This window comes from Flavobacteriales bacterium (assembly GCA_016704485.1).
In the GTDB taxonomy this organism is placed as follows: domain Bacteria; phylum Bacteroidota; class Bacteroidia; order Flavobacteriales_F; family PHOS-HE28; genus PHOS-HE28.
In genome coordinates this window covers 703,897-729,048 of record JADJAA010000001.1, presented here as the reverse complement: position 1 = coordinate 729,048, position 25,152 = coordinate 703,897, and the positions used below count along the sequence as shown (strand labels likewise).

Annotated in this window: 22 protein-coding genes; 7 read left to right on the top strand and 15 right to left on the bottom strand. The window is 49.4% G+C overall.

The window, feature by feature from the left end; genetic code table 11:
- Positions 1–32: 32 nt before the first annotated feature.
- Positions 33–1,634, bottom strand: coding sequence for a 4Fe-4S binding protein (locus tag IPF95_03155; GenBank protein MBK6473691.1), 1,602 nt, complete (start codon positions 1,632–1,634; stop codon positions 33–35).
- Complete coding sequence (locus tag IPF95_03150) at positions 1,631–2,926, bottom strand: FAD-dependent oxidoreductase (GenBank protein ID MBK6473690.1); 1,296 nt, start codon at positions 2,924–2,926, stop codon at positions 1,631–1,633. Before IPF95_03150 ends, IPF95_03155 begins: the two co-directional genes overlap by 4 nt.
- Before the next feature lie 46 nt (positions 2,927–2,972).
- Between IPF95_03150 and IPF95_03145 the strand changes: the two genes are divergently transcribed.
- On the top strand, positions 2,973–3,977 hold the full coding sequence (locus tag IPF95_03145) for a glycoside hydrolase (GenBank protein ID MBK6473689.1): 1,005 nt from the start codon (positions 2,973–2,975) through the stop codon (positions 3,975–3,977).
- Between the two features lie 96 nt (positions 3,978–4,073).
- Positions 4,074–4,685 carry a T9SS type A sorting domain-containing protein gene (locus tag IPF95_03140; GenBank protein ID MBK6473688.1) on the top strand — a complete coding sequence of 204 codons (612 nt, stop codon included), beginning with the start codon at positions 4,074–4,076 and terminating at the stop codon, positions 4,683–4,685.
- Between the two features lie 72 nt (positions 4,686–4,757).
- Here the strand turns inward: IPF95_03140 and IPF95_03135 are convergent, their stop codons facing one another.
- From IPF95_03135 to IPF95_03115, 5 genes are all read right to left on the bottom strand, one after another.
- Positions 4,758–5,081 (bottom strand): YegP family protein, encoded by a 324-nt coding sequence (locus IPF95_03135; GenBank protein ID MBK6473687.1) that lies wholly within the window; start codon positions 5,079–5,081, stop codon positions 4,758–4,760.
- 82 nt (positions 5,082–5,163) lie between these two features.
- Positions 5,164–5,604: a peptide-methionine (R)-S-oxide reductase MsrB gene (msrB, locus tag IPF95_03130; GenBank protein MBK6473686.1), complete on the bottom strand. Its 441-nt coding sequence runs from the start codon at positions 5,602–5,604 to the stop codon at positions 5,164–5,166.
- A 28-nt stretch (positions 5,605–5,632) separates the two neighbouring features.
- On the bottom strand, positions 5,633–7,081 hold the full coding sequence (gene sufB / locus IPF95_03125) for a Fe-S cluster assembly protein SufB (protein MBK6473685.1): 1,449 nt from the start codon (positions 7,079–7,081) through the stop codon (positions 5,633–5,635).
- Between the two features lie 144 nt (positions 7,082–7,225).
- Positions 7,226–7,552 carry an iron-sulfur cluster assembly accessory protein gene (locus IPF95_03120; GenBank protein MBK6473684.1) on the bottom strand — a complete coding sequence of 109 codons (327 nt, stop codon included), beginning with the start codon at positions 7,550–7,552 and terminating at the stop codon, positions 7,226–7,228.
- 486 nt (positions 7,553–8,038) lie between these two features.
- A complete protein-coding gene (locus IPF95_03115) occupies positions 8,039–8,803 on the bottom strand; it encodes a hypothetical protein (protein MBK6473683.1) in 765 nt (254 codons plus the stop codon).
- A gap of 284 nt (positions 8,804–9,087) precedes the next feature.
- Here IPF95_03115 and thiL point away from each other — a divergent pair, with 284 nt between their 5' ends.
- Both thiL and IPF95_03105 read left to right on the top strand, forming a co-directional pair.
- The gene (thiL, locus tag IPF95_03110; protein MBK6473682.1) at positions 9,088–10,119 is read left to right on the top strand and encodes a thiamine-phosphate kinase; all 1,032 of its coding nucleotides are present in this window, start codon (positions 9,088–9,090) and stop codon (positions 10,117–10,119) included.
- 75 nt (positions 10,120–10,194) lie between these two features.
- A complete protein-coding gene (locus IPF95_03105; GenBank protein ID MBK6473681.1) occupies positions 10,195–11,082 on the top strand; it encodes a WYL domain-containing protein in 888 nt (295 codons plus the stop codon).
- Between the two features lie 35 nt (positions 11,083–11,117).
- Here the strand turns inward: IPF95_03105 and IPF95_03100 are convergent, their stop codons facing one another.
- The 5 genes from IPF95_03100 to IPF95_03080 form a co-directional block, all read right to left on the bottom strand.
- Positions 11,118–12,683 (bottom strand): hypothetical protein, encoded by a 1,566-nt coding sequence (locus tag IPF95_03100; GenBank protein MBK6473680.1) that lies wholly within the window; start codon positions 12,681–12,683, stop codon positions 11,118–11,120.
- A 170-nt stretch (positions 12,684–12,853) separates the two neighbouring features.
- Positions 12,854–13,138 (bottom strand): hypothetical protein, encoded by a 285-nt coding sequence (locus IPF95_03095; GenBank protein MBK6473679.1) that lies wholly within the window; start codon positions 13,136–13,138, stop codon positions 12,854–12,856.
- A gap of 17 nt (positions 13,139–13,155) precedes the next feature.
- A complete protein-coding gene (locus tag IPF95_03090) occupies positions 13,156–16,200 on the bottom strand; it encodes a histidine kinase (GenBank protein ID MBK6473678.1) in 3,045 nt (1,014 codons plus the stop codon).
- A gap of 191 nt (positions 16,201–16,391) precedes the next feature.
- Positions 16,392–17,144 carry a response regulator transcription factor gene (locus IPF95_03085; protein MBK6473677.1) on the bottom strand — a complete coding sequence of 251 codons (753 nt, stop codon included), beginning with the start codon at positions 17,142–17,144 and terminating at the stop codon, positions 16,392–16,394.
- A 662-nt stretch (positions 17,145–17,806) separates the two neighbouring features.
- Positions 17,807–19,114: an aminopeptidase P family protein gene (locus IPF95_03080; protein ID MBK6473676.1), complete on the bottom strand. Its 1,308-nt coding sequence runs from the start codon at positions 19,112–19,114 to the stop codon at positions 17,807–17,809.
- A 200-nt stretch (positions 19,115–19,314) separates the two neighbouring features.
- Here IPF95_03080 and IPF95_03075 point away from each other — a divergent pair, with 200 nt between their 5' ends.
- The 3 genes from IPF95_03075 (at position 19,315) to IPF95_03065 (ending at position 22,837) form a co-directional block, all read left to right on the top strand.
- A complete protein-coding gene (locus IPF95_03075; GenBank protein MBK6473675.1) occupies positions 19,315–19,998 on the top strand; it encodes a succinate dehydrogenase cytochrome b subunit in 684 nt (227 codons plus the stop codon).
- A gap of 72 nt (positions 19,999–20,070) precedes the next feature.
- Positions 20,071–22,071 carry a fumarate reductase/succinate dehydrogenase flavoprotein subunit gene (locus tag IPF95_03070; protein MBK6473674.1) on the top strand — a complete coding sequence of 667 codons (2,001 nt, stop codon included), beginning with the start codon at positions 20,071–20,073 and terminating at the stop codon, positions 22,069–22,071.
- Between the two features lie 16 nt (positions 22,072–22,087).
- The gene (locus IPF95_03065; protein ID MBK6473673.1) at positions 22,088–22,837 is read left to right on the top strand and encodes a succinate dehydrogenase/fumarate reductase iron-sulfur subunit; all 750 of its coding nucleotides are present in this window, start codon (positions 22,088–22,090) and stop codon (positions 22,835–22,837) included.
- A gap of 152 nt (positions 22,838–22,989) precedes the next feature.
- Here IPF95_03065 and IPF95_03060 read toward each other — a convergent pair whose 3' ends face one another.
- The 3 genes from IPF95_03060 to IPF95_03050 all read right to left on the bottom strand — a co-directional run bounded on the left by IPF95_03060 (position 22,990) and on the right by IPF95_03050 (position 25,148).
- Positions 22,990–23,631, bottom strand: a complete 642-nt coding sequence (locus IPF95_03060) for a hypothetical protein (GenBank protein MBK6473672.1) — start codon at positions 23,629–23,631, stop codon at positions 22,990–22,992.
- Positions 23,628–24,209 carry a hypothetical protein gene (locus tag IPF95_03055; protein ID MBK6473671.1) on the bottom strand — a complete coding sequence of 194 codons (582 nt, stop codon included), beginning with the start codon at positions 24,207–24,209 and terminating at the stop codon, positions 23,628–23,630. The genes IPF95_03060 and IPF95_03055 overlap by 4 nt, the downstream gene beginning before the upstream one ends.
- A 141-nt stretch (positions 24,210–24,350) precedes the next feature.
- Positions 24,351–25,148, bottom strand: a complete 798-nt coding sequence (locus tag IPF95_03050) for a zinc-dependent peptidase (GenBank protein ID MBK6473670.1) — start codon at positions 25,146–25,148, stop codon at positions 24,351–24,353.
- Between the last annotated feature and the right edge of the window lie 4 nt (positions 25,149–25,152).

Below are 25,152 nucleotides of genomic sequence, written 5' to 3'. Positions count from 1 at the left end.
TCAAATGCTAATGTTGGCTCAAGCATACTGTCCTACCTCAACGTAGCACCAGTCCTACCTATCGCTATTGGATCACTACTCACTCTTCCTTGAACTTTGCCTCCTGCAAGCTTGCGGGACTCAAGTTTCAACACGCCGCGTGGACAAACTGCTGCGCATACACCACAGCCCACGCAACTGGAACGAACGATATTCTCGCCGCGTTGTGCGTAGCTGCGCACATCGATGCCCATTTCGCAATGCGTGCTGCAGTTTCCGCAACTGATACACTGGCCGCCATTTGTGGTGATCCGGAAACGTGAGAAGAACCGTTGTTGCATTCCGAGTATCGCGGCCATGGGGCAGCCGAAACGGCACCACACACGGCTCCCCATCAACGGATAGAATCCTACACCGATCACACCACTGAATATGGCGCCGATCGCAAATCCGTACCACTTGCGCAGTGGATAGCTCTCTACAAAAAAGACATCACCACGACCGGTCAAGTACGCGTGTGCCGTAAAACCGATGATCAATAGCAGAATAGCAAGCACAAGGATTCGAACGGTGTTGTTCACCTCCTTGATCATACCCGGACGAACAATGAGAACGATGGCCACGCAACCCAGAACGAGACCAATAATTCCGAGCAACATACCACGCGTTACCCAGAAACCTCCCGCAGTATTGCGGGATGCGTCATCACCGAGGTAACTGTATACCAATGCAACGGTCATAACCACGGAGAAAACAAGAACGGTGTGAATGACCCACCGTTCGATCTTCCATGCGGTAGTGCTTTTATCACTGAGGTGGCGAAAGGGATCACCGGCGGTTTCAGCAAGACCACCGCAACCACAGACCCATGAGCAATACCAACGTTTCCCGTAGAAGTAGGTGAGGATAGGGGAGATCACGAAGATCATGGCAACACCGAACAGCAGCATGAACAAACCAAAACCTCCTGCATCGATCAAGCCTTTCAAGTTCCATTCATCGAAGAACGAATAGTTCAACGGCCACATGTTCTTGAAATCGTTGTACGGCAGGCTAAGTCGTGCAAGTAGTTCCGGGATCAGATAGGCGAAACCCAATTGAAAGAACATCACCGAAATGGTACGTACGACCTGATACTTGTTGTGCCTGTATTTCAATATGAACTTGTAACCCATCGAAAGGATCGCAACGGTATAGATCGTGCCATAAACGAACCATTGGGAAGCCGCATTTCCACTAAGAAAACGGCTCAACGGATCGAACAGTGCTACGATCCCATGGTTCACGTTTCCTTCGGCTCCAAGGCCGAGATATTCCGGATAGAAGTATAACAGAATGTAGAACCCCGTGAGGATGATCCCAATGATCCATCCCGCAATACCACGCGTTGAAATCCCACGATGCCAAACACCATTGTTCTGGATCCCTTCGGGTCGTGTGAGATAGGATCTGCGTGCATAAATGATGGTTCCCGAGATAATGGCCGCTAAAGCCACGGTCAACCATATTCCAGGGTTGGGAATAGTGTTCATCGGGATGCTAACGATCAGCCCAAGAACGCCGATCGCAGCAAGGCTCAGTGCACTTTTTTGAATACCATCAAGGATGCTGCTATGCGCATCCGTGATCGAAAGGCTATGGTCGGTCTGCTTCATGCAGGAACTGTAGAGGTTTGATTGAATGACCTCTTGATCGTGGATGCAAAGCGTTCGTAGAATTCTGGATCAAAGGCCGCTTCATCCAAGTGATCCACCACATGGTCCACTGTTATTTGATCATTCAGCCAGCGATCAAAAACTTCGTGCCGTAACCGGAACCCGAAACTACTCATGCCGTGGAAGATCCGCGTTCCAGCATCCCAAACAAGATGGATCGCGATCTTTCCATTGGGGTGTTCCCAGTAATATTCGGCTTCACCAATTCCAAGTTTATTGCGTACCCAGCCGTATGTCTGGTATTCAATGTCGAAGAATTTTGCACTGTTGAACCATTGACCAGGGGCATAGGGTGTCCGTTCTCCAGTGATCGTTCTAGCCACTTTCTCTCCCATCATACGTCCGGTATACCAAACTTGCTCGATCGACTTTCGCTGCTTATCCGGGTGTTCATGGAACTGCGCACAATCTCCAGTGGCATAAATGTTCGGCACATTGGTTTCGAGAAATTCATTCACGAGTACACCTTTGTCCGTAGCAATTGCAGGGCTTTCCTTCAGCCACGCTATATTGGGTTTTACGCCAACGGTAAGTCCAACGAACTGGCAATCGATCGTTTCCCCCGCCTTGGTAAGAATACCGCGAACGCGACCGTCGGGCCCAGCGATCACCTCTTGTAACTCAGAAGAGAATTGCAGATCTACGTGGTGTTCGCGCATATGCCTGGAGATCAGGTCAGCTTCTTGTTCTGGCATCACGCCTCCCCAGAATGTATCTTCACGAACAAGAAATGTAACAGCGATCTTGCGAGACAATAACATCTCGGCCATTTCAACACCGATCAATCCACCACCCACGATCACCGCATGAGAAATGCCCTTCGTGTTCACCTCCATCAATTCAAGGTCCTGTAAACTGTATAGCCCCTGCACACCAGGAAGGTCCTGTCCCGGCCAACCGAATTTATTGCTAACGCTACCTGTTGCGATGATCACTTTATCGTACTTGATATTGCCACTACTTTTCAACTCCAAGAGCTTCTGGTTCGTATCAATTCTATTGACCCGGTCAAGTTTAAGGTCGATGCGGTTCTTCTCCCAGAACTCATCCTCATAGGGTTTCACATCCTTGTACCGCATATGCCCCATGTAGACGTACATAAGTGCTGTGCGACTAAAAAAATGTTCGCTTTCCTCGCTGATCACAGTGATCTTTGCGTCGCTCCGCTTGCGGATATGGCGTGCAGCCGTGATCCCCGAAATGCCGTTACCAATGATCACGATATGGTCCATTCAATTCTGATGTGCAATTTTGTTGATATAGTTGTCGTGTCATAGTATGATGCTGACAGATCATGTACGGGTCTTAATTTTTGTGATCGGCTTTGCAGCGGTGAGCCAAAGTACGCATGCGCAAAAGATCCAAGGCGTGTGTTTCAGCGCCCCGCCGCGCGAAGTGGGTGATACATGCATAGCACAGGTACAAGCTATTGGGGCCGAGTGGGTCTGTTTCATTCCGTATGCATATGGCCCGGACAACAATGGGCGCATCATCTTTGATCCAAATGGCCACCAATGGTGGGGTGAGCGTCCAGTTGGAATACGTGCAATGGTAGCCATGGCCAAAGCACGAGGGTTGAAAGTGATGCTGAAACCACACCTCTGGTTGGGCCACGGTGAATTCACTGGTGCCTACGAGCCGGACCCAGCTGTCGGATGGGGGCCATTCGAACAGAGCTACGCGGAGTACGTACTTTATTTCGCGAAGTTGGCAACGGAACTGGATGTTGACCTGTTCTGCATTGGTACGGAAATGGAACGGTTCGTGACCCAACGCACGAACTATTGGCAGGTGTTGATCGATCGGATTTCAGAAGAATACAATGGGCCATTGACCTATGCGGCGAATTGGGATGAAGTAGTGCGGTTCCCGCTGTGGAAGCGGATGGCATATATTGGTGTTGATGGCTATTTCCCACTTTGCCAGAAAGGCGATCCGACAATGGCAGAATTGCGAACAGGGTGGGAGCCGCATCTGGCAATGTTAAAGGAGCTGAGTCTTCGATTGGATCGTCCCGTACTCTTCACTGAATTGGGATACACGAACACATCGACGTGTGCGAAGGAACCGTGGGCCGAAGATCAGGATGCGGTGCGCAATGAAGCAGCACAAGCTTTGGCATTCGAAGCGTTCTTTCATGTGTTCAGCAAAGAGACATGGTACTCCGGCTGTTTCATATGGAAGTGGTTTGCCGAAGGTGGCGTCCGTGAGAGTCGGAATGGGGTCGGGTTCTCTCTCCAAGGAAAGGTGGCGATCAGGGTGCTTAAAGAACACTTCCAATAGGTATACGGTGGATCGTTCCGTATTTTTATTGGCCTCTTGGTCAAGAATAAATTACGATGTTCAAAAGGATTTCGTTCACTAATCGACCGACCAGTGATGTCCGTGCAACAGATCAATTCAATAGTGTGCAGCATGGTCTTGGTTTTGTGTGGCAATGCAACCATACGCGCTCAGGAACATCCATTTATTGCGCATAATGAGCTCACTGAACTAACTGGTGGGATCCGGGTCGATTGGACCATTCAGGGTGGCAGCACATGTAATGGTCAGGCTGTTGAACGCTCGGCCGATGGCATCAATTTCACCGAAGTACACCACATTGAAGGCATATGCGGAGATCCAACGAACGCCGTCGCGTATCAGTGGTTTGATGAATCACCACCTGAGCTTAGCACTGTTTTTTACCGGATACAATTGGGCTTTGAAGGCTATAGTTCAGTAAGGTCAGTGGAGTACGAACAGATCGAATCCAGCGATCAGCGCTTCTATCCGTCGCCGATGAACGATGTGGCCACACTGTTGTTGAAGGTGCCATTCGGGACCGTAGTGGATCTGACGATCTGGAATAGTAGTGGTCAGTTGGTCCATCAACAAACCACTAACGGTGGAAAGGTCGATCTGGTCCTGCCTGGATTGCTAGCAGGTGTCTACACCTACCAAGCAAGTGGTGATAGTAAAGTGTTCAAGGGACGGTTCGTGAAATTTTGACCTTGATCCGCATAATACTAAGCATGAGAAAAAGCCTCAATGGACTCTTCTCCTAATTTAGTTGCACAAGATTCAAACTTCCATTAACCCGGCTGTAGGAGCGTTCGTTCTTACACTCTCGATCCCCTTATCACGTGCAGTTGTGCTTGTGTAGACCTGACTTGTGCCAACCACTTGATCATTGGCAGCTAGTAGGTTGAAAGAGTGTCCAGCGTCGGACTTCTTGCGTTCGTAATTAGCGTCATGGACAGCGTTGGTCTTCACGCTTTCGATACCGTTCATTGCAGATGCTTTGGCGGTGTAGCCTTCGCTGGCAAGGATTATCTCGCCGTTACCCGCTTTGAGCCGGAAACGAAATTCGCCAGCTTTGTCAGTGTAAAGTTCAAAAGTCGCCATGTGTGTTATTGTTTGTTTTTTAAGAATGAACATACATATTTCGTGCCGATAGTCAGGGGCAGGATCTATTGAAAGATCACGCTCAGACCACTTTCTCCAAGCTCACTGCATTCATGCAAAAACGCAGCCCGTTGGGCGCTGGTCCATCGGGAAATGCGTGTCCAAGGTGTGCATCGCACACATTGCATATGGTCTCTATACGTACCATGCCATAGGTCTTATCCATGTGGTGCGCTATCACATTCTCTGCGATCGGTTGGGTGAACGAAGGCCAACCAGTCCCACTCTCGAACTTGGAGCTGGCGTCGAATAATTCAGTTTTACAACAAACACATTTGTAGATGCCAGGTTCAAAAAGTGAACACGCTTCTGAGCTGAATGCACGCTCGGTTCCCTTCAAGCGTGTTACGCGGAATTGCTCGGCGGTCAGCACAGCTTTCCACTCAACTTCTGTTTTCTCAACACGGCTCGGAGGTTCCGGATTACCGTGGTTGGCGTAACCTAATACATCGTTCCAGTTCATAGTATGATCGGCCGTATCAGAATTCGGATCAGCCAACACTACCTTCAAGCGAAACAGCCAACAACTTTTGCGCCTCCACGGCAAACTCCATGGGCAATTGGTTAAGTACTTCCTTGCAGTATCCGTTCACGATCAGCGAAACAGCCTTTTCCGTTGCGATCCCGCGTTGATTCAGATAGAAGATCTGGTCCTCACCGATCTTGCTCGTGGTGGCTTCGTGTTCCACTATTGCACTAGGGTTCTCGCTCTCAATATAAGGAAACGTGTGTGCACCGCAACGATCACCCAATAACAACGAATCGCACTGGCTGAAATTCCGAGCACCCTTCGCACCGCGACCGATCTTGACCAAACCACGATAGCTGTTATTGCTAAGGCCAGCACTGATCCCTTTGCTGATGATGGTGCTTTTCGTGCCTTTACCGATGTGGATCATTTTCGTTCCGGTATCGGCTTGTTGTTTGTTGTTCGTAACGGCTACGCTGTAGAATTCCCCTATGCTGTTATCGCCTTTCAGAACACAGCTCGGGTACTTCCATGTGATCGCACTTCCGGTCTCTACTTGGGTCCAGCTGATCTTGCTGTTATCGCCAGCACACAGGGCACGTTTCGTAACGAAATTATAGATCCCGCCCTTTCCGTTCTTATCACCAGGGTACCAGTTCTGAACTGTGCTGTATTTGATCTCAGCATCTTTCAGCGCGACCAATTCAACGACCGCTGCATGCAACTGGTGTTCATCGCGTACGGGCGCAGTGCATCCTTCCAAATAGCTTACGTAAGCGCCTTCATCTGCTATTAACAACGTGCGTTCGAATTGGCCGGTCATTGCCTCGTTGATCCTGAAATACGTGCTCAACTCCATAGGGCACCGCACTCCAGGAGGTATGTAGCAAAAGCTACCATCGCTGAATACCGCGCTATTCAATGCCGCGAAATAATTATCGGTGCGCGGCACTACACTTCCTAAGTATTTCTTGACCAGATCAGGGTGATTCTGCACGGCATCACTGAAACTGGAAAAGATGATCCCCTTCTCCTTCAACGCCGCTTGGAACGTGGTCTTCACGCTTACGCTATCGAATACTACATCCACAGCAACACCGACCAAGCGCTTCTGTTCCTCCAACGAAATACCCAACTTTTCGAAGGTCTTTACCAACTCCGGATCCGCCTCATCCAAACTGTTCAGCTGCGGTTTCTTTTTCGGCGCGCTGTAGTAATATGCATTCTGGTAATCGATCTTCGGGTAATTCACATGGGCCCAGTGCGGCTCCTCCATCTTCAGCCATGCGTGATAGGCTTCAAGTCGCCAATCCAACATCCACTCCGGTTCATTCTTCTTCGCGCTGATAAAACGCACGATCTCCTCGCTCAACCCCTTCTCAGCCTTCTCGCTTTCAATGTCGGTGATAAACCCGTAGGCGTACTCCTTCTCGGTAACTTCCTTCAGGATATCGTCTGTCTCTTGTGCCATGTACTAATTAACCGCAAATGCGATCAGTTGGTTTTAAACGCGATCATGCGACAGCGAAAAGCTTCCGAAGATGCACCCTGGAACAGGCCACGTGTGCCCATAATAGGAGATGCAATTACGTTGCGTCGTTGCGGTTCATTTGATTCAGATCGAAAAACTCTCCCCACACCCACACGTCCGACTCGCATTAGGGTTCACGAATTGGAAACCCTTACCGTTCAATCCGCCGCTAAAGTCCAGTGTTGTGCCTAATAGATAGAGCATGCTTTTCTTGTCAATGACCACCTTCACGCCATTATCCTCGAACACTTTATCGCCATCTTTCATCTGGTCATCGAAATCCAGGTCGTACATAAGGCCGCTACAACCGCCGCCTTTCACGCCGACCCGCACGAAATGATCTTTACCACGGCCTTGCGTACCAAGCAGTTTGGTAACTTCCGCCTTCGCATTCTCACTGACTTTTATCATTACGATGCGTCTTATTTAGAATCGGTCTAAACAAGACTTGCAGCAAAGGTAAGGCTCAAGTACAAAAGAAAGTGGAATGAAGCCTTTTTCTTGATGTTAAAAGTGTCGTGTTGGTTCATGAAGTAGTTGAGCTCGATCGCTATCCAAAAAGTTAGCTGATCCGCTTATCTGCATAACATTGGTGTTATCGGGTTGGGTAGCACGGATCAGTGTGTAATATCCTGCTGCGGCAAAAATGGTTCTGCGTTACAAGATCTCAGACAATTTTCAGATCATGGTGTAATAGACAAAACGAATGGCTTTTGGGAGACGTTTGTCTCTAATGGACAAAACGAATGGCGAGTTATCAACCGTTGTTGGAGAACCTAATTGCGATTCTGATCTTTGGGTGTCTGGCGAAACGGAAGTAGGCTCTGCTGGAGAGCAACCTGCCAGAGATAAACCTGATGACTGAGCGATGATCGGATGGGGAACGGAACCTTCGGATCAACCGTTCCCATCGCGAGGTCCGCATGCCTTCAAAAACTCATCGATAAATTTTTGTTTCCGAGTCAAGGAGAGGCCATTGTGATTGCGAAGCTTGTTCTTCAGGTCTGCGAAGTAGCCATCTATTGCATTGGTGGTGTTGGGAATATCCAGTTCAGGATAGTCGTACCAAGTGAACAACCAAGGCAGATTGCACGATAGGCTCCGGTGTGCGCTCCGCAGGCGACCGTGCGTATAACGTGACTTGCCGGTGGTTGATTCCACAGTTCGTTCAGCGAGGAAGGCCTTCCATTTGGTATGCCATAGTTGTAGACCCCCAGTGAAGCTTTCCTTATCGGTCTTCTTCAGCATCTGTGTCAATTGGCGCAGCTCAATGGCTGCTGGCAACTTGGGCTTTCTAGTGAGATAGCGGGTAATGATCGCTACTTGATGAAATTGGCACATTTGCACCGGGATTCCTCTGCAGAGTTGCAACAGGCCTCGTCGGCCATCACAAACAACGGCGCTTATCTCCACGCCTTGTCCACGAAGGAATTTCAGACCATCCGCATAAAGCTGGTTGGTCTCATGTTTTACGTATTTCCTATACAGGACTGTGCCTGTAGTTGCATCCCTGAACACCATTACACCGAAGGTTCTCCTGAAGTAGGTCGTATCCATTAAAACCACGGCTGAAGATGGCAGAACAGCCTTGGCTTCAGTGCCTGTGTATTTGTCCAACGTCCGCTGTATGGTCCGAATAGAACAACCATACTTGAGAGCCAACTGCCTGTAAGTCTGTTTGCCAGCTTGATACTCAAACCATAGTTCTTCGGGCTGCTTTGTTTGGCCGCCTAAAAATTGCTTACCACAAGTGCGGCAACGGTACCGTTGCTTACCCCGAACCTTGGCCGTATTTGTTAATAACTGGACCACCACACAAAGAGCACTTTTTTGGTTCATGACCTTTGAAAGGCCTCTAACCTAAGCCAGGCAGGACTTTCAGAAGGTTTTACCATTCGTTTTGTCCATTAACCCCAGATCATCTAATTCCTGCCACCTTTGCACCCATGTCTCGCACAGAACTTTCCGCCCTAGGCGAATTCGGTCTTATCGAGCGGTTGGCCAGCCGCATTCATCTTACTCAAAAGAGCAGCATTAAGGGCATAGGTGATGATGCCGCAGTGATCGATCCACTTGGCTTGCAGCAGGTCATCACCACGGACATGCTTGTGGAGGGTGTTCACTTCGATCTGAGCTACATGCCCTTGAAACACTTGGGATACAAAGCCATTGTTGTGAACCTTAGCGATGTGTATGCCATGAACGCAGAGCCTCATCAGGTTACGGTGGCACTGGCATTGAGCAATCGTTTTCCTGTTGAAGCGGTTGATGAGTTGTACGAAGGCATGTTGCTTGCCTGCAAGAATTACGGCGTAGATCTGATAGGCGGTGACACTTGCAGTAGCACTAGCGGATTGATCCTAAGTATTACTGCGATCGGCGCAGCGGAGAAGGAGAACATTGTTTACAGAGGCGGAGCAAGCGATAATGACCTCTTGGTCGTAAGCGGAGACCTAGGTGGTGCATACATGGGATTGCAGATCCTGGAGCGCGAGAAACAGGTCTTCAAGGACACCAACTCACAACCTGATCTTGGAGGCCACGATTACATTCTGGAACGACAACTGAAGCCGGAAGCACGCAAGGACATTACAGCGCTCTTGAAAGAGTTGGGTGTTAGACCAACAAGCATGATCGACATCAGCGATGGACTTGCTAGTGAAGCGATGCATCTTGCAAGGTCATCGGACCTTGGCGTTCGGATCTACGATGAGAAGTTACCGATCGATCCGGAGACGTACAAGACAGCGCGGGAATTCAATCTGGATCCTACAACGTGTGCGCTCAATGGTGGCGAGGATTACGAACTGCTCTTTACCGTAGCCCAAGCGGATTTCGAGAAGATCAAAGGGAATCCGAGCCTCAGTATCATAGGTCATATGATCGACAAGGCCAGTGGTTACTACTTGGTCGACAAGCAAGGTGGCCTTCACGAACTTCGTGCACAAGGGTGGGATGCGTTCCTCGGAAAGGAATAGTTGCACGATTGATCTTTCTTCATTCACATTTGTAACAGCGGCTACGTCGATCCCTGTCGTACCGATATTTGCACCATGCCCAATTCCACAAAACTCCAACGTTACTTGCAAATTATTGAGCGTGTACAACAGCGAACATCATTCGCGGAATTGCATGAGTACATGTCGTCTCGCGGATTTGAACTAAGTCCGCGCACGTTACAACGAGATATCGAACAGATACGGGAGGATCTTGGAGTGGAAGTAGCGTACGATCGGGAGGAGAACACCTATCAGATCGTTTCGAAGACCAAAGGAACCGCAGTACTTTCTCAGTTGATGGAAAGAGCGCAACTGATCAAGTTGTTTCAGGACCAGACTACGGTAAAGGAATTACCGGCGCAATTGGAATTGGAAGGATCATTGAAGGGTTTAAGCCATATGCCACAGATCCTCCGATCGATCCGTGAACACAAAGAAGTGGTGCTGACCACACGGACAGGCAAGAAAGGAAAGGTGAAAGAATATTCGATCCATCCTGTGAGCATTAGAGAGTACCAAAGTCGTTGGTTCGTATTAGGAATAGCAACCCAGAATGGTCGGCCGGTCTCCTATGGCCTGGATAAGGTCATATTGGTGGTTCTAAAGTCCGCGACCATCACCGCGGAAGAAGTAGGTGAAGTTCGTAAGCGGTTTGCGCAAATTGTCGGTGTTGATGCGACCACCGCAAAAGTTGAAAAAGTGAAAGTGCGTTTTGTATCGGAAGTAGCGAATGAACTGCGGTTGCGTCCTTGGCATCATTCACAACGTGAAGGGAAGCGTAAAGGAGATCACGTCACGTTCCATTGGAAACTGCGTCCGAACAAGGACCTGATCGAACGAATTATACAATATGGCGCAGATGCTCAAGTGATGGAGCCAAGATCGTTCGTGAAACAGATCCGGAAACAACTCAAGCTAGCGCAGAAACAATATAGGAAATAGATCCTGGCGATACGATCCATGTCGAACGAACTGGATTAGGCCGCCCGACCTACGTTTTGTGCTCGCTGCTTCACCAACTCAGCGAAGGGCAGGCCGGTTAGTTTACTCTGCGCCCAGGCGATCGGGTCAAGATGATCGAACACCGCATGTTCCAATGGGTCGTGTTCAAGCGGTAGTAGCATATCATAGTAATGTTGGTAGGCTTCCCGAAGAGCCGTCACGCTCTTGGCTTTCATCAGGGCATGCATCAATTCGAGAAAATACGGTTCAAATTTGTAGGCTCGTTGGCGTGTTGCGAAGTAGCGTTCAGTGCTTCGCAACGCATAAGGAATTTGCTCCGTTTGATCCAATTCGATGTACGCCATTAAATTCAGGACGCGACCAAAACAGATTATCTCAGCGCTATCGTCAATATGCACATCGTTCAATAAGCGGTTGCTCCATTTCAACGCTTTGTCTGGTTGGTCAGCACCAAAATACGCGTAGGCCAATTGGTAGAAGAAACCGGCCTTGCGTACTGGACTGATGCGTTCATTATGATGCGTTAACCCGCGCTTTACGCATGGGACCAGCTCAACCGCTTTATCGAACGCTCCCATTTGTGCATGGATCGTCAATTCCAGACTGGTACTCGTGCTGAATAGCTTCAAGTCAAGATCTTCTGTTTCGGGCATTTCCCATTCAGCGGGTATGGTGCGGAAGCGATCGAGCAATGAGAATGCATCATCATACAGGCCTAGTCGCACATGCACATAGATCAAATTGCTCAAGGTGGAGATCACCAGACTTGGTTCATCTTCGAAACGCTCGCGTTCATTTGTGAGCAATGCGAAATTGGCAGTAAGATGTTGTTTGCAATCGTCCAATCCACCGTTTGCAAATGCAGCAGCACTTTTAATATGATGGAACAGGAATTTACCGCGAGCAGTTCGAAGGGTTTCCGGGTCTTTCCTAAGCATGGGATGCTTCAGCACATGGCTTAACTCCTTTTTACTTGCAGCGCTTCTTGTTTGACCTTGTCGGTACAATTCAATGAGCACTCGGCTCTTCAGGTCCCAGAGTTGATCAAGTTCGGTTTGCTCTTCGATCACAGCTGCACTTTCAACTGCTATTCGATCCAGCTCCTTCAAACTGCTACGACAATAATTCGCCGTTTCTATCAACCGCCGTTCCCATTGAAGAACGATGATCAATGCAGCTTGGTTGTCGAGTTGCCTTGCTAGTTTATGTGTGCTGTTCAAGATCTTTTCAGCATCCTCGTAAAGAGCCTTTCCGTAAAGCAGTTCGACCTGATGGAGGAGACGATGCAATTTGGCATCTGCGGAGCTATTCGCATGATAGGCATCCAAGCTTTGCAAGATCTGCTCGTACAACCGTCGTTTTGTAATGGCAAAGTGCTTGGCAAACGCTTCACGCTTGAACTTCTTCAACAGGATCGATTCGTCATAGACCTCCATGGTACCAATGGCATCGAAGAGCAGTTGCGCATTGTTCTGCCCTGCAACACTATGCCTTCCGGCGTATAGCTTGAAATACCGCTTCTCTGCCCGATCCATGGAGCGGATCAGGCGATGAACGTGGTCGTGGGCTTTGTGCGACATAGGACAATTCGATGAACTTCGAATGAAAAATAGTCCATGACCACAGCCCAGGAACACTGAATGCGAGGAACGGCGGGGAATGGGCAACCAACGGTAGCCTTTCAGGAATGGTATGAAAGATGAACGCCCGAGTTAGTTTCGGGCGTTCAGAATAGTTGGAAAAACGAGGCTTAGATCTTAGGCTTACGACCTTCTGAGCCGGATAGATCATCACCATCATCGCTGATCGCGGAATCCGTTCCATCGTCCACGGTGCCATCGCCGGATTTGATGATCGATGTTGGCTTACTATCGGTCAAAAGCTCCAAGGTGTTGAGTGATTTGCCTACAGCCTCGTTGTTTTCCTGGTGACAACGCGGTGCTAACGGCTCGTCTTTTGAGCAAGAAGTGAACCCTAACAAGGCAACCAATAGGAGGCCGGTCAGGAGACGAAGTTTCGCGACGTAGGTGCTCATCGTATACCAAAAGTACATTATTTGATGTCGTTCTGCAACTTTTCTTGCAATTTATTCATGCTGTCCATAGCTGGTAGCTCGATCGCTACCCGCGTACCAATAACGGTATTCGTGCCTGTTTCGTGCCATTGTTCAGGTCCTGTAATACGAATATCAGTTAGATCTAGTTTCCTGAGAACGTCCGCTCTGCCTTTGGTGATCTCGATCCCGCGGGATATATGGTCGTTCTTCTCTTTATTCTCCATACTTCGATCAAAGCCTATCCCGTCATCGTCTATACGCACAAGGACCCGTCCTGGACGTGCCTCGGTCACGTCAATTCGGACCAGACCTTGATTTTCCATAGGCAGTATTCCGTGCCAAATGCTGTTTTCCACGTACGGCTGTAGCATCATAGCGGGAAGTCGGACTTCTGCGGTATTTACACCTGGTGCCACAGTTATTTCGTACCGGAACTTGTCTTTGAAACGCATGTGCTCCAGGGTGAGGTACAGTTCCAATCGTTCCAACTCCTCGGCCAGCGTTGTTGTATCGTTTTGGCTGGCATCCAGGTTTTTCCGTATCAGCTTCGCGAAACTGCTCAAATAACGACTGGCCGTTTCCCGGTCCTGCTTGTTGATATGGTATTGAATACTGTTCAGCGCATTGAAGACGAAGTGGCGGTTCATATTGGAGTTAAGCGCTTGCTGTTCCAATTGTAACATGCGTGATCGAAGCAGCAATTGGCGCGTTCGTTCGTGGCGTTGGCGCACTAAAGAGCGAGCATGCATAATACCGTATGCTGCAGCTGCTAGCACCGTTACAATGGACACGAAGAACCACCACCTTAACCAGAATGGTGGTGCGATGCTGAAGGTGAACGTATCAGGCTCACTCCAGTTCTTGTCGCCTACCGCAGCAATGACCTGGAACGTATACTCGCCGTTCGGTAAGTTGCTATAGCTTGCGAATCGTGCATCGGTCGCAGGTAACCAATCAGGATCGAATCCTTCCAACCGGTAACGATATTGCACACGGTCCGGATCACTGAGGCTGATACCGGTATAATCGAATGTGAGGTAGTTCCTGCGATACTCAAGGTCCAGTCCAATGGGCAGACCATTAGGTGATATGCTGTCGCTTTGCTTGCTCCAATCCGTTTGTTGAAGGAATGAACGCACTCCGGTTATATGAACTTTAGGTGCCCGTACGAAAGGAGAGTTCGGATAACGGCGGGTATCATGGAACACCAGTCCTCCTGCGCTCCCCAGTAACAAACGGCCTTTGTCATCTACGTATCCGGCATTCAAATTGAATTCCAGATTGCTCAGGCCAGCGCTTCGCGTAATATGTTCATAGGCCAACGGGTCATTCAAAAGGCTATCGGGTTGAAAGAGGAATAGCCCATTGTTGGTCCCAGCCCAGATCCGTCCGCTTTCGTCGCACTGGAGCAGGCCAAAAAAGTTGGAGCCGAAGTCCGTAGCGAAACGAAAGGTCCTGAACTTACCAGAGTCGAAGCAGGAAAGACCGTTGTTCGTACCTATCCATAATCTGCCATCGTCATCGTGCAACAAGCATTGCACGGTACTATCACAAAGCCCATCCTTGACCCCATATTTGCCGAACGTGCTGCCGTTGAGAACACCGATCCCATGATCTGAGCCTAACCAAAGCCGACCTTCTCCATCGGCTATTATTGCGCGGATACTGCGGCCCGGTCCATTTGTTCCTGCTGGGTATCGTTTCGTAGTTCCGTCGGTATTCACAACGGCCAGGCCTTCCCGAGTTCCACACCAGATACGGCCTTGAGCATCTTCCAAAAGTGATAAAATGCGTAGTTCGGGCATTGCGATCTCCGGAGGAAGTGGAACAGGAATGCCGCGCTCGATCTTTGTGAGGCCTTCGTTCGTGCCGAACCAAAGCGCATCGTTCCTATCCTTAAGCCCGCACCATATCGTATTGTTCGGTAATCCCTCCCGAGTGGTGACAATTGCCATTCCATCCATGCGACAAACGCCGTTGTCATAAGTTCCTAGCCAACGGTCACCTTGGCCATCGGCAACAATGGTCATCACCAGGTCGCTGCACATCCCGTCCTTCACCGTATAGGTCACAAAACGATCACCTAGGAATTTGATGGCACCGGCGCCATCGGTGCCGAACCAGATGTTTCCTTCATTATCCTGGAACGAGCAATAAATATTGTCGTTCGGCATGCCTTGGTGAATGGTGAAGACACGAATACGGTCACCATCGAAGACGTTCAACCCCAATTTCGTTCCGACCCATACACGCCCGGTCCTATCAACCAGGATGCTCCGAACGTTATTGCGCATCAGGCCGGTTTCTTCGCTGAAATGGGTCAATGCACCGCTTGGTTCAATACGGAATAGTCCATCCAAGTATGTACCTACCCACCACGAACCGTCCATGCCTTCTGCCAATGCGGATATTGGTTCGGGTTCATCAGCATTAAGTGTGACGCGTGTGCATTTTCCATTGTCCCAGAGCAGGAGGCCGTTGCGCAGTCCGATCAACAATCGACCATCGCGCAACGCTAGTAAGGAACGTATGCTGGCTGCAGTATCCGTTGGGTAACCTTCCACGGCGTGGATCCCATTAGTGTCACGCACCCATAGTCCACCTCCATCCGTTCCGGTATAAAGCTTTCCATTTCCAGTAAAGACCATGCTCTGAATGCGGGCGCCTCCATTGCTTTTGGGCAGTGGGTCGTTGATCCAAGTGAGGCCTTTGCGATGCACAATGGTTGCACCGCAACCCATCCATAAGTTACCATCGCCATCAACGGCCGTTGCGCTCACTTGGGCATCGGGCAGTCCATCCTGTAATGCATAGTTCAAGAATCGCGCACCATCGAACCGGCTCGCGCCGCCGAGTGTCCCGAACCATAAATACCCGCGGCCATCCTGAGCAATGGTCCGTACTTGACTTTGCGCGAGACCATCACTGGGTGTTACTTGCGTAAAGGCATATTGCTGCGCGAAAAGAGTAGAGGTGAGAACACCTTGGATCGCAAAAGCAAGACAATATTTCAGCACGAATGATCGAAGATCTCGTTTCATGATGAGATCGGATCCTGAAGTACATTTCTTGATGTTAAACATACTTCGACCCCGTTTGAACATAAGTTGCTGAAGTAAGCGGAAATGTGAGTGAGGCGCACGTTGTATCGCTATCAGAACGCTAAGTTATTCCAATGAATGGATCGAGGTTCGTCGAAGTGCGCCAACAATTACCAGCTACCATCAGTTGCCTAGAACGTATTGATCAACGATAGGAAATCCGGCAATCGTCTCCGGGAAACAGGCACTAAAGCACCGTTGTCAAGCACCGCCATATTTCCTTCAGCGCGGCTGAATTCTTTGAGGTGAGCGAGATTCAGGATATAGGACTTGTGTACTCTGAAGAAGCTTTTAGGGTCCAAGTTCATCTCGAATACACGAATATGCTTGCTGCTGACCGAACGTTTTCCATCGACGGTATGGATGGTCGTATAACTATCGTTTGCTTCCAAGTATAAAATGTCCTTGTGCTTTAATAGCACCAACCCATCACGGCCAGGAATGGCTACGCGATTGCTCAAGGGTGATGCAGGGTCTTTCATCAACGCTGCGATCGCGGATGGAGTGGTTGACCCCAATTCTCCCGTTTGCTTCATGAGTATTTTAACGGCGCGATGTAGCTCGTCGATATCGATCGGTTTTTCCAAATAGCCCAATGCATTCTGTTTGAAGGCCTTCAATGCGAATTCATCATACGCGGTTGTAAAGACCACCGGAAGATCAAGTTCTGCGATCGAGGTCAATAGTGAAAACCCATCCTCTCCGGGCATTTTGATATCCAGGAAGAGGGCATTGGGTTGTAGCTCCTTTATTTTTTCCCGTGCTTCCGGGGCGCTTGCCGCAAGGCCAACGATCTCCACTTCCGGGCAGTGGGCTTCGAGCATCATCCGCAGGTTTTCCCGTGCGTCGGCTTCATCATCTACGATCAGTGCGCGCAATGCCATGGTGTTCGGATTTGGGGATAAGATAGATCGTGCAATGTAGCTGGAATGGGCCGACCAGCGAACGGTTGGTTGTGGCTCAGCAACGGTATTTTTCAATTCCTGATTCCTAGTGATCGTTACAGACCTATCATTTAGTCTTGGGATGCTGGGAATCAGGAATTAGAAATCAGCAATACGACCGGAGGGGGGAATCAGGAATGGAGCGAAGCGAGTGAACCGTTCATTCATTGACATCCGCCGTTGCTCGTTCACCGCTTTTATGCAACTGGACATAGTCGTAGTTTTGATCAAGTAAGAAATCAAAACCCCCTCGTTGCGATGAAAACTACGAACTTGAATTCGACCTCGAACACGAACCTTTGGATCTTTAACGACCAAGGTAGTTGAATGAAACGCGGGTAAACTACCCGCAACAAAAAAGGGAGTTGAGCGCCCCTTGTTTTTTGGAATTTTGGTTTGGTGGTCGCCCGGTCGGTTGAGGAACTGACCGGGCTTTTTTTGTGTCAATGGCAAATTGCTTTGGCACGAACATAGGTTTACTCCACGACTAAGATCCGTGATGATCATCACTTTCCGCGACATCTGCGTTCCATTCTTCAGTAAGCCTCCTCTCCGATCGGATAGGGGGTTTGGGAGCTTGCCTACCGAACGGGAGGGTGTGGTCACTTCTTCCCCTTCTTCCCAGAATTCATCATCTCCTCTATAGCCTCGGCTTCTTGCGGAATTTCCTTGAACAGATCATCCTGGCCTTTCTTGGTCACCAGAATATCGTTCTCTATTCGGATGCCCAAATTCTCCTTAGGAATGTAGATGCCGGGTTCAACCGTGAAGCACATGCCTTCTTTGATCGGTTCGTTCCACAGACCTACATCATGCACATCGAGACCAATGAAATGACTAGTGCCATGCATGAAGTATTTCTTATAGGCCGGCCATGCAGGGTCCTGGTTCTTGATGTCCGTCTTATCGATCAACTTCAACGCTAATAATTCCTTCTCCATCAACTTGCCCACTTCCTTGTGGTATTCAACGAGCATGGTGCCGGGACGAAGTAATTTCGTAGCTGCTGTTTTAACGCGTAACACGGCATCGTAAACCGCTCGTTGCCGTTTAGTATACCTACCATTCACTGGTATGCTGCGTGATAGGTCACTTGCATATCCTCCGTATTCACAGCCGAAGTCCATAAGGATCACATCACCGTCCTTGCACTTCTGGTCATTGGTAATATAGTGCAACACACAGGCGTTGAAACCACTTGCAAGTATGGGCGTGTATGCATGTCCGCGAGAGCCATTACGCAAGAATTCGTGCGTGATCTCAGCCTCGATCTCGTACTCCATTACACCCGGCTTGATGTAGCCGCAGACCCGTGCAAAAGCTTTACCAGTAATTGCAACAGCCTTCCGCATTTGAGCCACTTCCTCAGCGGTTTTTACACTGCGGATGCGGTGCATGATGGGTGCACTTCGCTTTACCATGTGTAAAGGAAATTGCACCCTTAATTGCTTGTTGTAACGATCCTCACGCGTCTCCACTTCGTTGCCCTGACGTAAGTGTTCGTTGCTGTTCTGATAGAGACTCTCGCACTGCGGTACCAGTCTTTTGAGCGTTGCCTCGTAGGCGCTGGTCCATAATACCGTAGTAACCCCGCTTAGGTCGGTTGCTTCCTTCTTGCTGAATTTGGCACCTTCCCAGATCGCGATATGGTCGTTCGTCTCTCGGACGAACAGGATCTCACGGTCCTTTGGATCCTGTGCATTCGGGAATAGCAACAAAATGCTCTCCTCCTGATCGATGCCCGTGAGGTACATGATATCCGTAGCCTGTTTGAATGGCATGGAACCATCCGCACTCGTCGGCATTATGTCATTGCTTTGGAACGTGGCAAGCCCGCCTTTCTCCATTGCCTTGCGGAATCGTGCTCGGTGTTCGCGGTAAGTAGCGGCGGAAAGTGGTGTGTAACGCATGTGGCGAAGGTAAGGTGATGAGGTGGATCCGGTTGACCGGGAATTCGTCCGGAGTCCGTCATGGCTGAAAATTCGATTCCAACTTTCTGGATTCCCAGCTCACCGTGTAAAACCTGATCTCTTTCATTTCATCCCCAATTGTCCACCACTTACTTTTGCCGACCACCGAACGGTGCATTCGCCGTTCACAATAGATAGGCATGGCATCTACAGGACTATTCGGCTCGTCGCTCACCAAGAAGTATTTGATGGCCTTAACGGGCTTTTTTCTGATCACGTTCTTGGTCGTACATGCTACGGTGAACGCCATGATCTTCTTCAATGATGGCGGTGTTACTTTCAACGGAGTTGCACACTTCTTTGGCACCAACATCCTTATCCGGACCATGGAGATAGTGCTTTTTTTGGGGTTGATCGCACATGTAGTTGATGGCTTGATGTTATGGCGCCAGAACCGCGTAGCTCGCCCAGTGAAGTATGTCATGGAAAAGGGAAGTGCGAATCGCACATGGTACAGTGCTAGCATGGGTATTCTAGGCAGTTTGATCCTCCTCTTCCTTATCGTTCACCTCTGGCATTTCTGGGTAAAGAGCCGCATTACGGGCTTGGATGTATACGGTCTTGATGCGGAAAAGCAAGAGAACCTATTTGCTGTAATGGTCGAGATCTTTCAGAACCCGGTCGTTGTGCTGGTGTATGTGCTAGGGTGTATCAGTCTCTTCTGGCATTTATTGCACGGTTTCAAGAGCGCGTTCCAGAGCCTTGGCCTGAATCATAAGCGCTATAACCCGATCGTTTCAGCAGTAGGAACCGCATTCAGCATTATAGTTCCGTTGGTATTCGCGTTGATGCCCATTACCATATTTTTTGGTTTGATCAAGTAAGGTCTGTAAGCACGAACAACGAAGATCACGTTATTTCAGGCCACGACCAGGAAAACCGACAACCGCCACACAATGAAACTCGACAGCAAGATCCCCGAAGGCCCAATAGACAAGAAGTGGACCGACCATAAGGATCATATACGCATAGTTGCCCCTTCGAATAAACGGCGCATCGACATTATCGTTGTAGGCACCGGATTGGCCGGAGGTGCGGCAGCAGCTTCCTTGGCTGAAATGGGATACAACGTAAAGGCGTTCTGTTTTCAGGATAGTGCGCGTCGGGCGCATAGCATTGCAGCACAGGGCGGTATAAATGCAGCGAAGAATTACCAGAACGATGGTGATAGCACCTTCCGCCTGTTCTACGATACTGTAAAAGGTGGCGACTATCGTTCGCGTGAGGCCAATGTGTATCGGCTTGCCGAGGTTAGTGCTAACATTATTGACCAATGCGTTGCCCAAGGCGTTCCGTTTGCGCGTGACTACGGTGGATTGTTGGATAACCGCAGTTTTGGTGGCGTACAAGTAAGTCGCACCTTCTATGCACGTGGACAGACCGGACAGCAATTGTTGTTAGGTGCATACAGCGCACTGATGCGCCAAGTTGGCAAAGGTGCTGTGAAGATGTACGACCGTCATGAAATGTTGGACGTGGTCGTGGTCGATGGAAAAGCCCGCGGAATTATTGCGCGGAACCTGATCACCGGAGAAATTGAAAGGCACGGTGCGCATGCGGTTCTACTCTGCACAGGCGGATACGGCAACGTATTCTTCTTGAGCACAAATGCCATGGGCTGTAATGTCACCGCGGCGTGGAAAGCGCACAAACGTGGCGCGTACATGGCTAACCCTTGTTACACGCAGATCCACCCTACATGCATTCCGGTAAGTGGAACGCACCAAAGCAAGCTCACGCTGATGTCCGAGAGCTTGCGTAACGATGGACGGATCTGGGTGCCTAAGTACATTGAAGATTCCAAAGCGATCCGTGAAGGCAAGAAAAAGGGCAACGATATTGCCGAGGCGGATCGCGACTATTACCTGGAACGCCGTTATCCTGCCTTCGGAAATTTGGTGCCACGTGACGTTGCAAGTCGCGCTGCCAAAGAGCGTTGCGATGCCGGCTATGGCGTGAATAAAACGGGAGAGGCCGTGTATTTGGATTTCGGAGCAGCCATTGAACGCTACGGAAAATTACAGGCCAATATCCATAACATGGAGAACCCATCACCTGAAAAGATCAAGGAGATGGGAACAGAGGTGATCAGCGAGAAATACGGTAACCTCTTCGACATGTACGAGAACATTGTTGGTGAGAACCCGTACATGCATGCCATGAAGATCTATCCGGCCGTTCACTACACCATGGGGGGCTTGTGGGTCGATTACAATTTGCAAACGACCGTACCCGGCTTGTTCTGTTTGGGCGAAGCCAACTTCAGTGACCACGGAGCTAATCGGTTAGGTGCTTCCGCCTTGATGCAAGGCTTGGCCGATGGCTATTTCGTAGTGCCTTATACCGTTGGTGATTACCTCGCGGATGATATCCGTACTGGAGCGATCGATACCAAAAGCGCTGCATTCGATGAAGCCGAAAAGGGCGTCACCGATCGTATCAACCACTTCCTGAACAACAAAGGCACCAAGCCCGTAGATGATTTCCATCGCCAATTAGGCAAGGTGATGTGGGAGAAATGCGGCATGGCGCGTAACGCACAAGGGTTGCAAGAAGCCATCGTGGAGATCCGTCAAATTCGCGAAGAATTCTGGAAGGATGTACGAGTTACCGGCAAAGGAAACGAGTTCAACCAGGAACTGGAAAAAGCCGGTCGTGTAGCGGATTTCCTTGAACTGGGCGAATTGATGTGTAAGGATGCACTAGAGCGAAACGAAAGCTGCGGCGGTCACTTCCGCGAAGAGTACCAGACCTCGGAAGGTGAAGCGATGCGCGATGACGACAACTTCGCACATGCGGCAGCTTGGGAATGGACCGGTGATCCCGGAACCAGTAATCGTCACAAAGAAGAAATGAAATTCGACGTCGTGAAATTGACGCAGAGATCATACAAATAACAGCACAATGGGCAATATGAAATTGAATTTAAAGATCTGGAGGCAGGCTGGCCCAAAGGCGAAAGGTGAAATGAAGACCTATCCAGTGAACGATGTCTCAGAAGACATGTCGTTCCTGGAAATGCTGGATATACTGAACGATGATCTCGTTCGCAAAGGCGATGAGCCTATCGCGTTCGATCATGATTGCCGCGAAGGAATTTGTGGAATGTGTAGTTTGTTCATTGATGGTGAAGCGCATGGCCCGGGCCGTGGCATTACCACCTGCCAATTGCACATGCGCAAGTTCAAGGATGGTGATACCATTCATGTGGAGCCGTGGCGTGCGCAGGCATTCCCAGTGATCAAAGACCTTGTTGTGGACCGTGGATCGTTCGATCGCATACAAGCAGCGGGTGGTTTCGTAAGTGTAAATACCAGCGGTAATTTGGTAGATGGCAATGCGCTGCCGATATCGAAACCAGATTCCGATACGGCCTTCGATGCTGCTACGTGTATAGGGTGTGGTGCGTGTGTGGCTTCCTGCCCCAATAGTTCAGCGATGTTGTTCGTATCCGCAAAGGTTTCGCAGTTATCACTGTTGCCACAAGGCCGTCCGGAAGCTAAAATGCGTGCTTTGAACATGGTGGAGCAAATGGATAAGGAAGGCTTCGGTAGTTGTAGCGCTATAGGTGCCTGCGAAGTTGAGTGTCCGAAGGGCATCAGCTTGGAGCACATTGCACGCTTGAACCGCGAGTACTTGGTGGCGAGTGTAACGAAGGAGTGAGAAGGAGTCCTTTAAGGTGAGAACCCGGATCCGGATCGAACCAACCCTTGCGGAAATAACTTGTTGGAATAATAGAAAGCCGCACCAGTGATGATGCGGCTTTCTAGTTTAGTATGACTTCGTTCGCTGTGGTCTATGACCAAAGAAGAAAGCTATTTCTTGGCTGATTTCCGCGCTTTGGCGAAATCCTTCATTACGGGTTCAAGTGCATTGTCCATTGCATTCACCCAATAGTTGCGGAAACCCATACCGACCGGAGTACCTGTAAGCCGCTGGTGATAGATGATACTATGGTCCTCTATTTGAAAAAAGGCATAGTGCATCACAGCGATATTCTTCTCCTTGTTCAAACTCACCATGAAGAGGGTCAATCCTATTCCGGCTGAATTCTTTCCGTTGTAGTGGGAGATCGCTTCCTGTATCTGAGCTTCGTCCACGTCGTAATCCTCATTCTCTATGATGCAGTCTTCTTCAAAAGCATACGCTTTGTTCCGAACGGTCACTTCATCCAGCGAAACCGAGTATTTGGGTATGCTGAAATACCTGGTCACACTGAATTTATCGCGTTCGATGACAAAGAGGTCATTCCATTCGGCGAAGTATTTGAATGGAAGCGACTTGCACATAGGCTTGCCGTTCTTATCCACGAAACCATCTTGGTGGATCAACCTCAAGAAGGAAAAATCCATTCCGAAGAACTCGACCTCCTTGCTGCCAAGAAGATCCCTTGGGATATCCTGAGCACTGATCTGAAGACCGAACGAGAAAAGAATGGCGACAACTAACGATCTCATTTTCCGGCGATCGTATTCTTGATGAATTTCGAAAAGAACTTCGAGCTATACATGATCGCTACATTCACGGTCATTCCCATGGTAGGTGTCGTCATGCCCCATTGCACACCACGCACTTCGGGTACGTGCAGCACGGCTACTTCCTCATCCGTGGCCATGTCGATAATGTGGATCTTCATTTCAATGCTGGAATAACGCACTGGCGTGCCGGTCTTCACCTTCATAGGCCGTACGATCATCTTGTACTTGCTGTCGGGATCGTCGCTGCTGATCTTCAGCTTGGTCTTTTTCAGATCCTTGGAAAGCATTTCAACGTAAGTGTTCGCAAAACCTGCTTTGTCTTTTTTCCAGCCATTCTCCCATTTTTCAGGGTCCTTTTCTTTTCCTTTATAGTATTCCACGAATGCTTCTTCGGTATCCAAGGCATCAATGGAGGAGAGGGACATATCCCATTCAACAAGAAATGAAGCATCGCCTTTGAAGATCGATTTGTCCCCTTTGATGAATGTTACGGGTTTACCCGCGATCGTCGTGGTCCCAATAAGGGCAGCGCAGAGTGTAATGAGCAGTGTTTTCATGTTCGAGGTTAGGTTAAGGTCCGGCGAAAGTAAACCGATCCGACGGTTTTGGGTGGCGATTGCCAAAAAGCATGCCAAGGCCTGAGGTTTAGGTATCGCGTGCATGAAGAATTGGGTGGTTACAAAACAGCCAAATTGCGCTCAGGCAATTGCGGGATCTTGCTTCAACAGACTGGCCAACGTAACGTAAAGCTCCGGTAATTCTTGTTTGAATGCACCTGGCTGCTCAAAGAAATACTCGACGGCTACGGCAAAGAATTCGGCCTGATCGCGACCGGCATACTTACGGAAGAATGCCGTTTTACCGTTATTAATGCGGTCTGCTTCGATCTGGGCGAGCTCCTTCCAACGAGCGAGGATCTTTGGTTCCATGAAATCGTTCTCGGCGTTGTCGATCTTGTTCTCGAGCCACAGCGCATGAGCCATTTCGTGCAGGCCAAGGTTGCGTCCATCAAACGCATCCGCTTCGCCTTGTATAAAGTGTTTCCAAGAAAGCACAATGAGCCGAGGGCCCGGTGCAACCTCACCTAAATGGTTCTTACCGGTTTGGCGATTCCTGTATTCATCCGAATACACCACGATCCGTTCAAAATGGATGAAAAGCAACCTGCCCAGGCCGAAGCTGATCTGCACGGCCAACGCTGCAATGTGCAGTTTCATCTGGCGAGTAAGCTCAATACCACGTCCTTCCCAATCCTTGTCGAAGATGAATTCCTTCACCTGTTTAGAGAATACTTTTTTACGATAGGGAGGAAGTGCGGCATAGAATGGGCTAATTCGTTCCAGCTCGATCTTGTCAACTTTTGGTAGTGGGGTCAGCGAATGTCCGGCAATGGCTACCAGCTGAAGACTTCCGCGAAATACTTGGAACAAACCGACCAATACGACCACAAGGGTCATGACCAATGCGAACATGGATGGGTCGTACCAAGTTGCCATCACT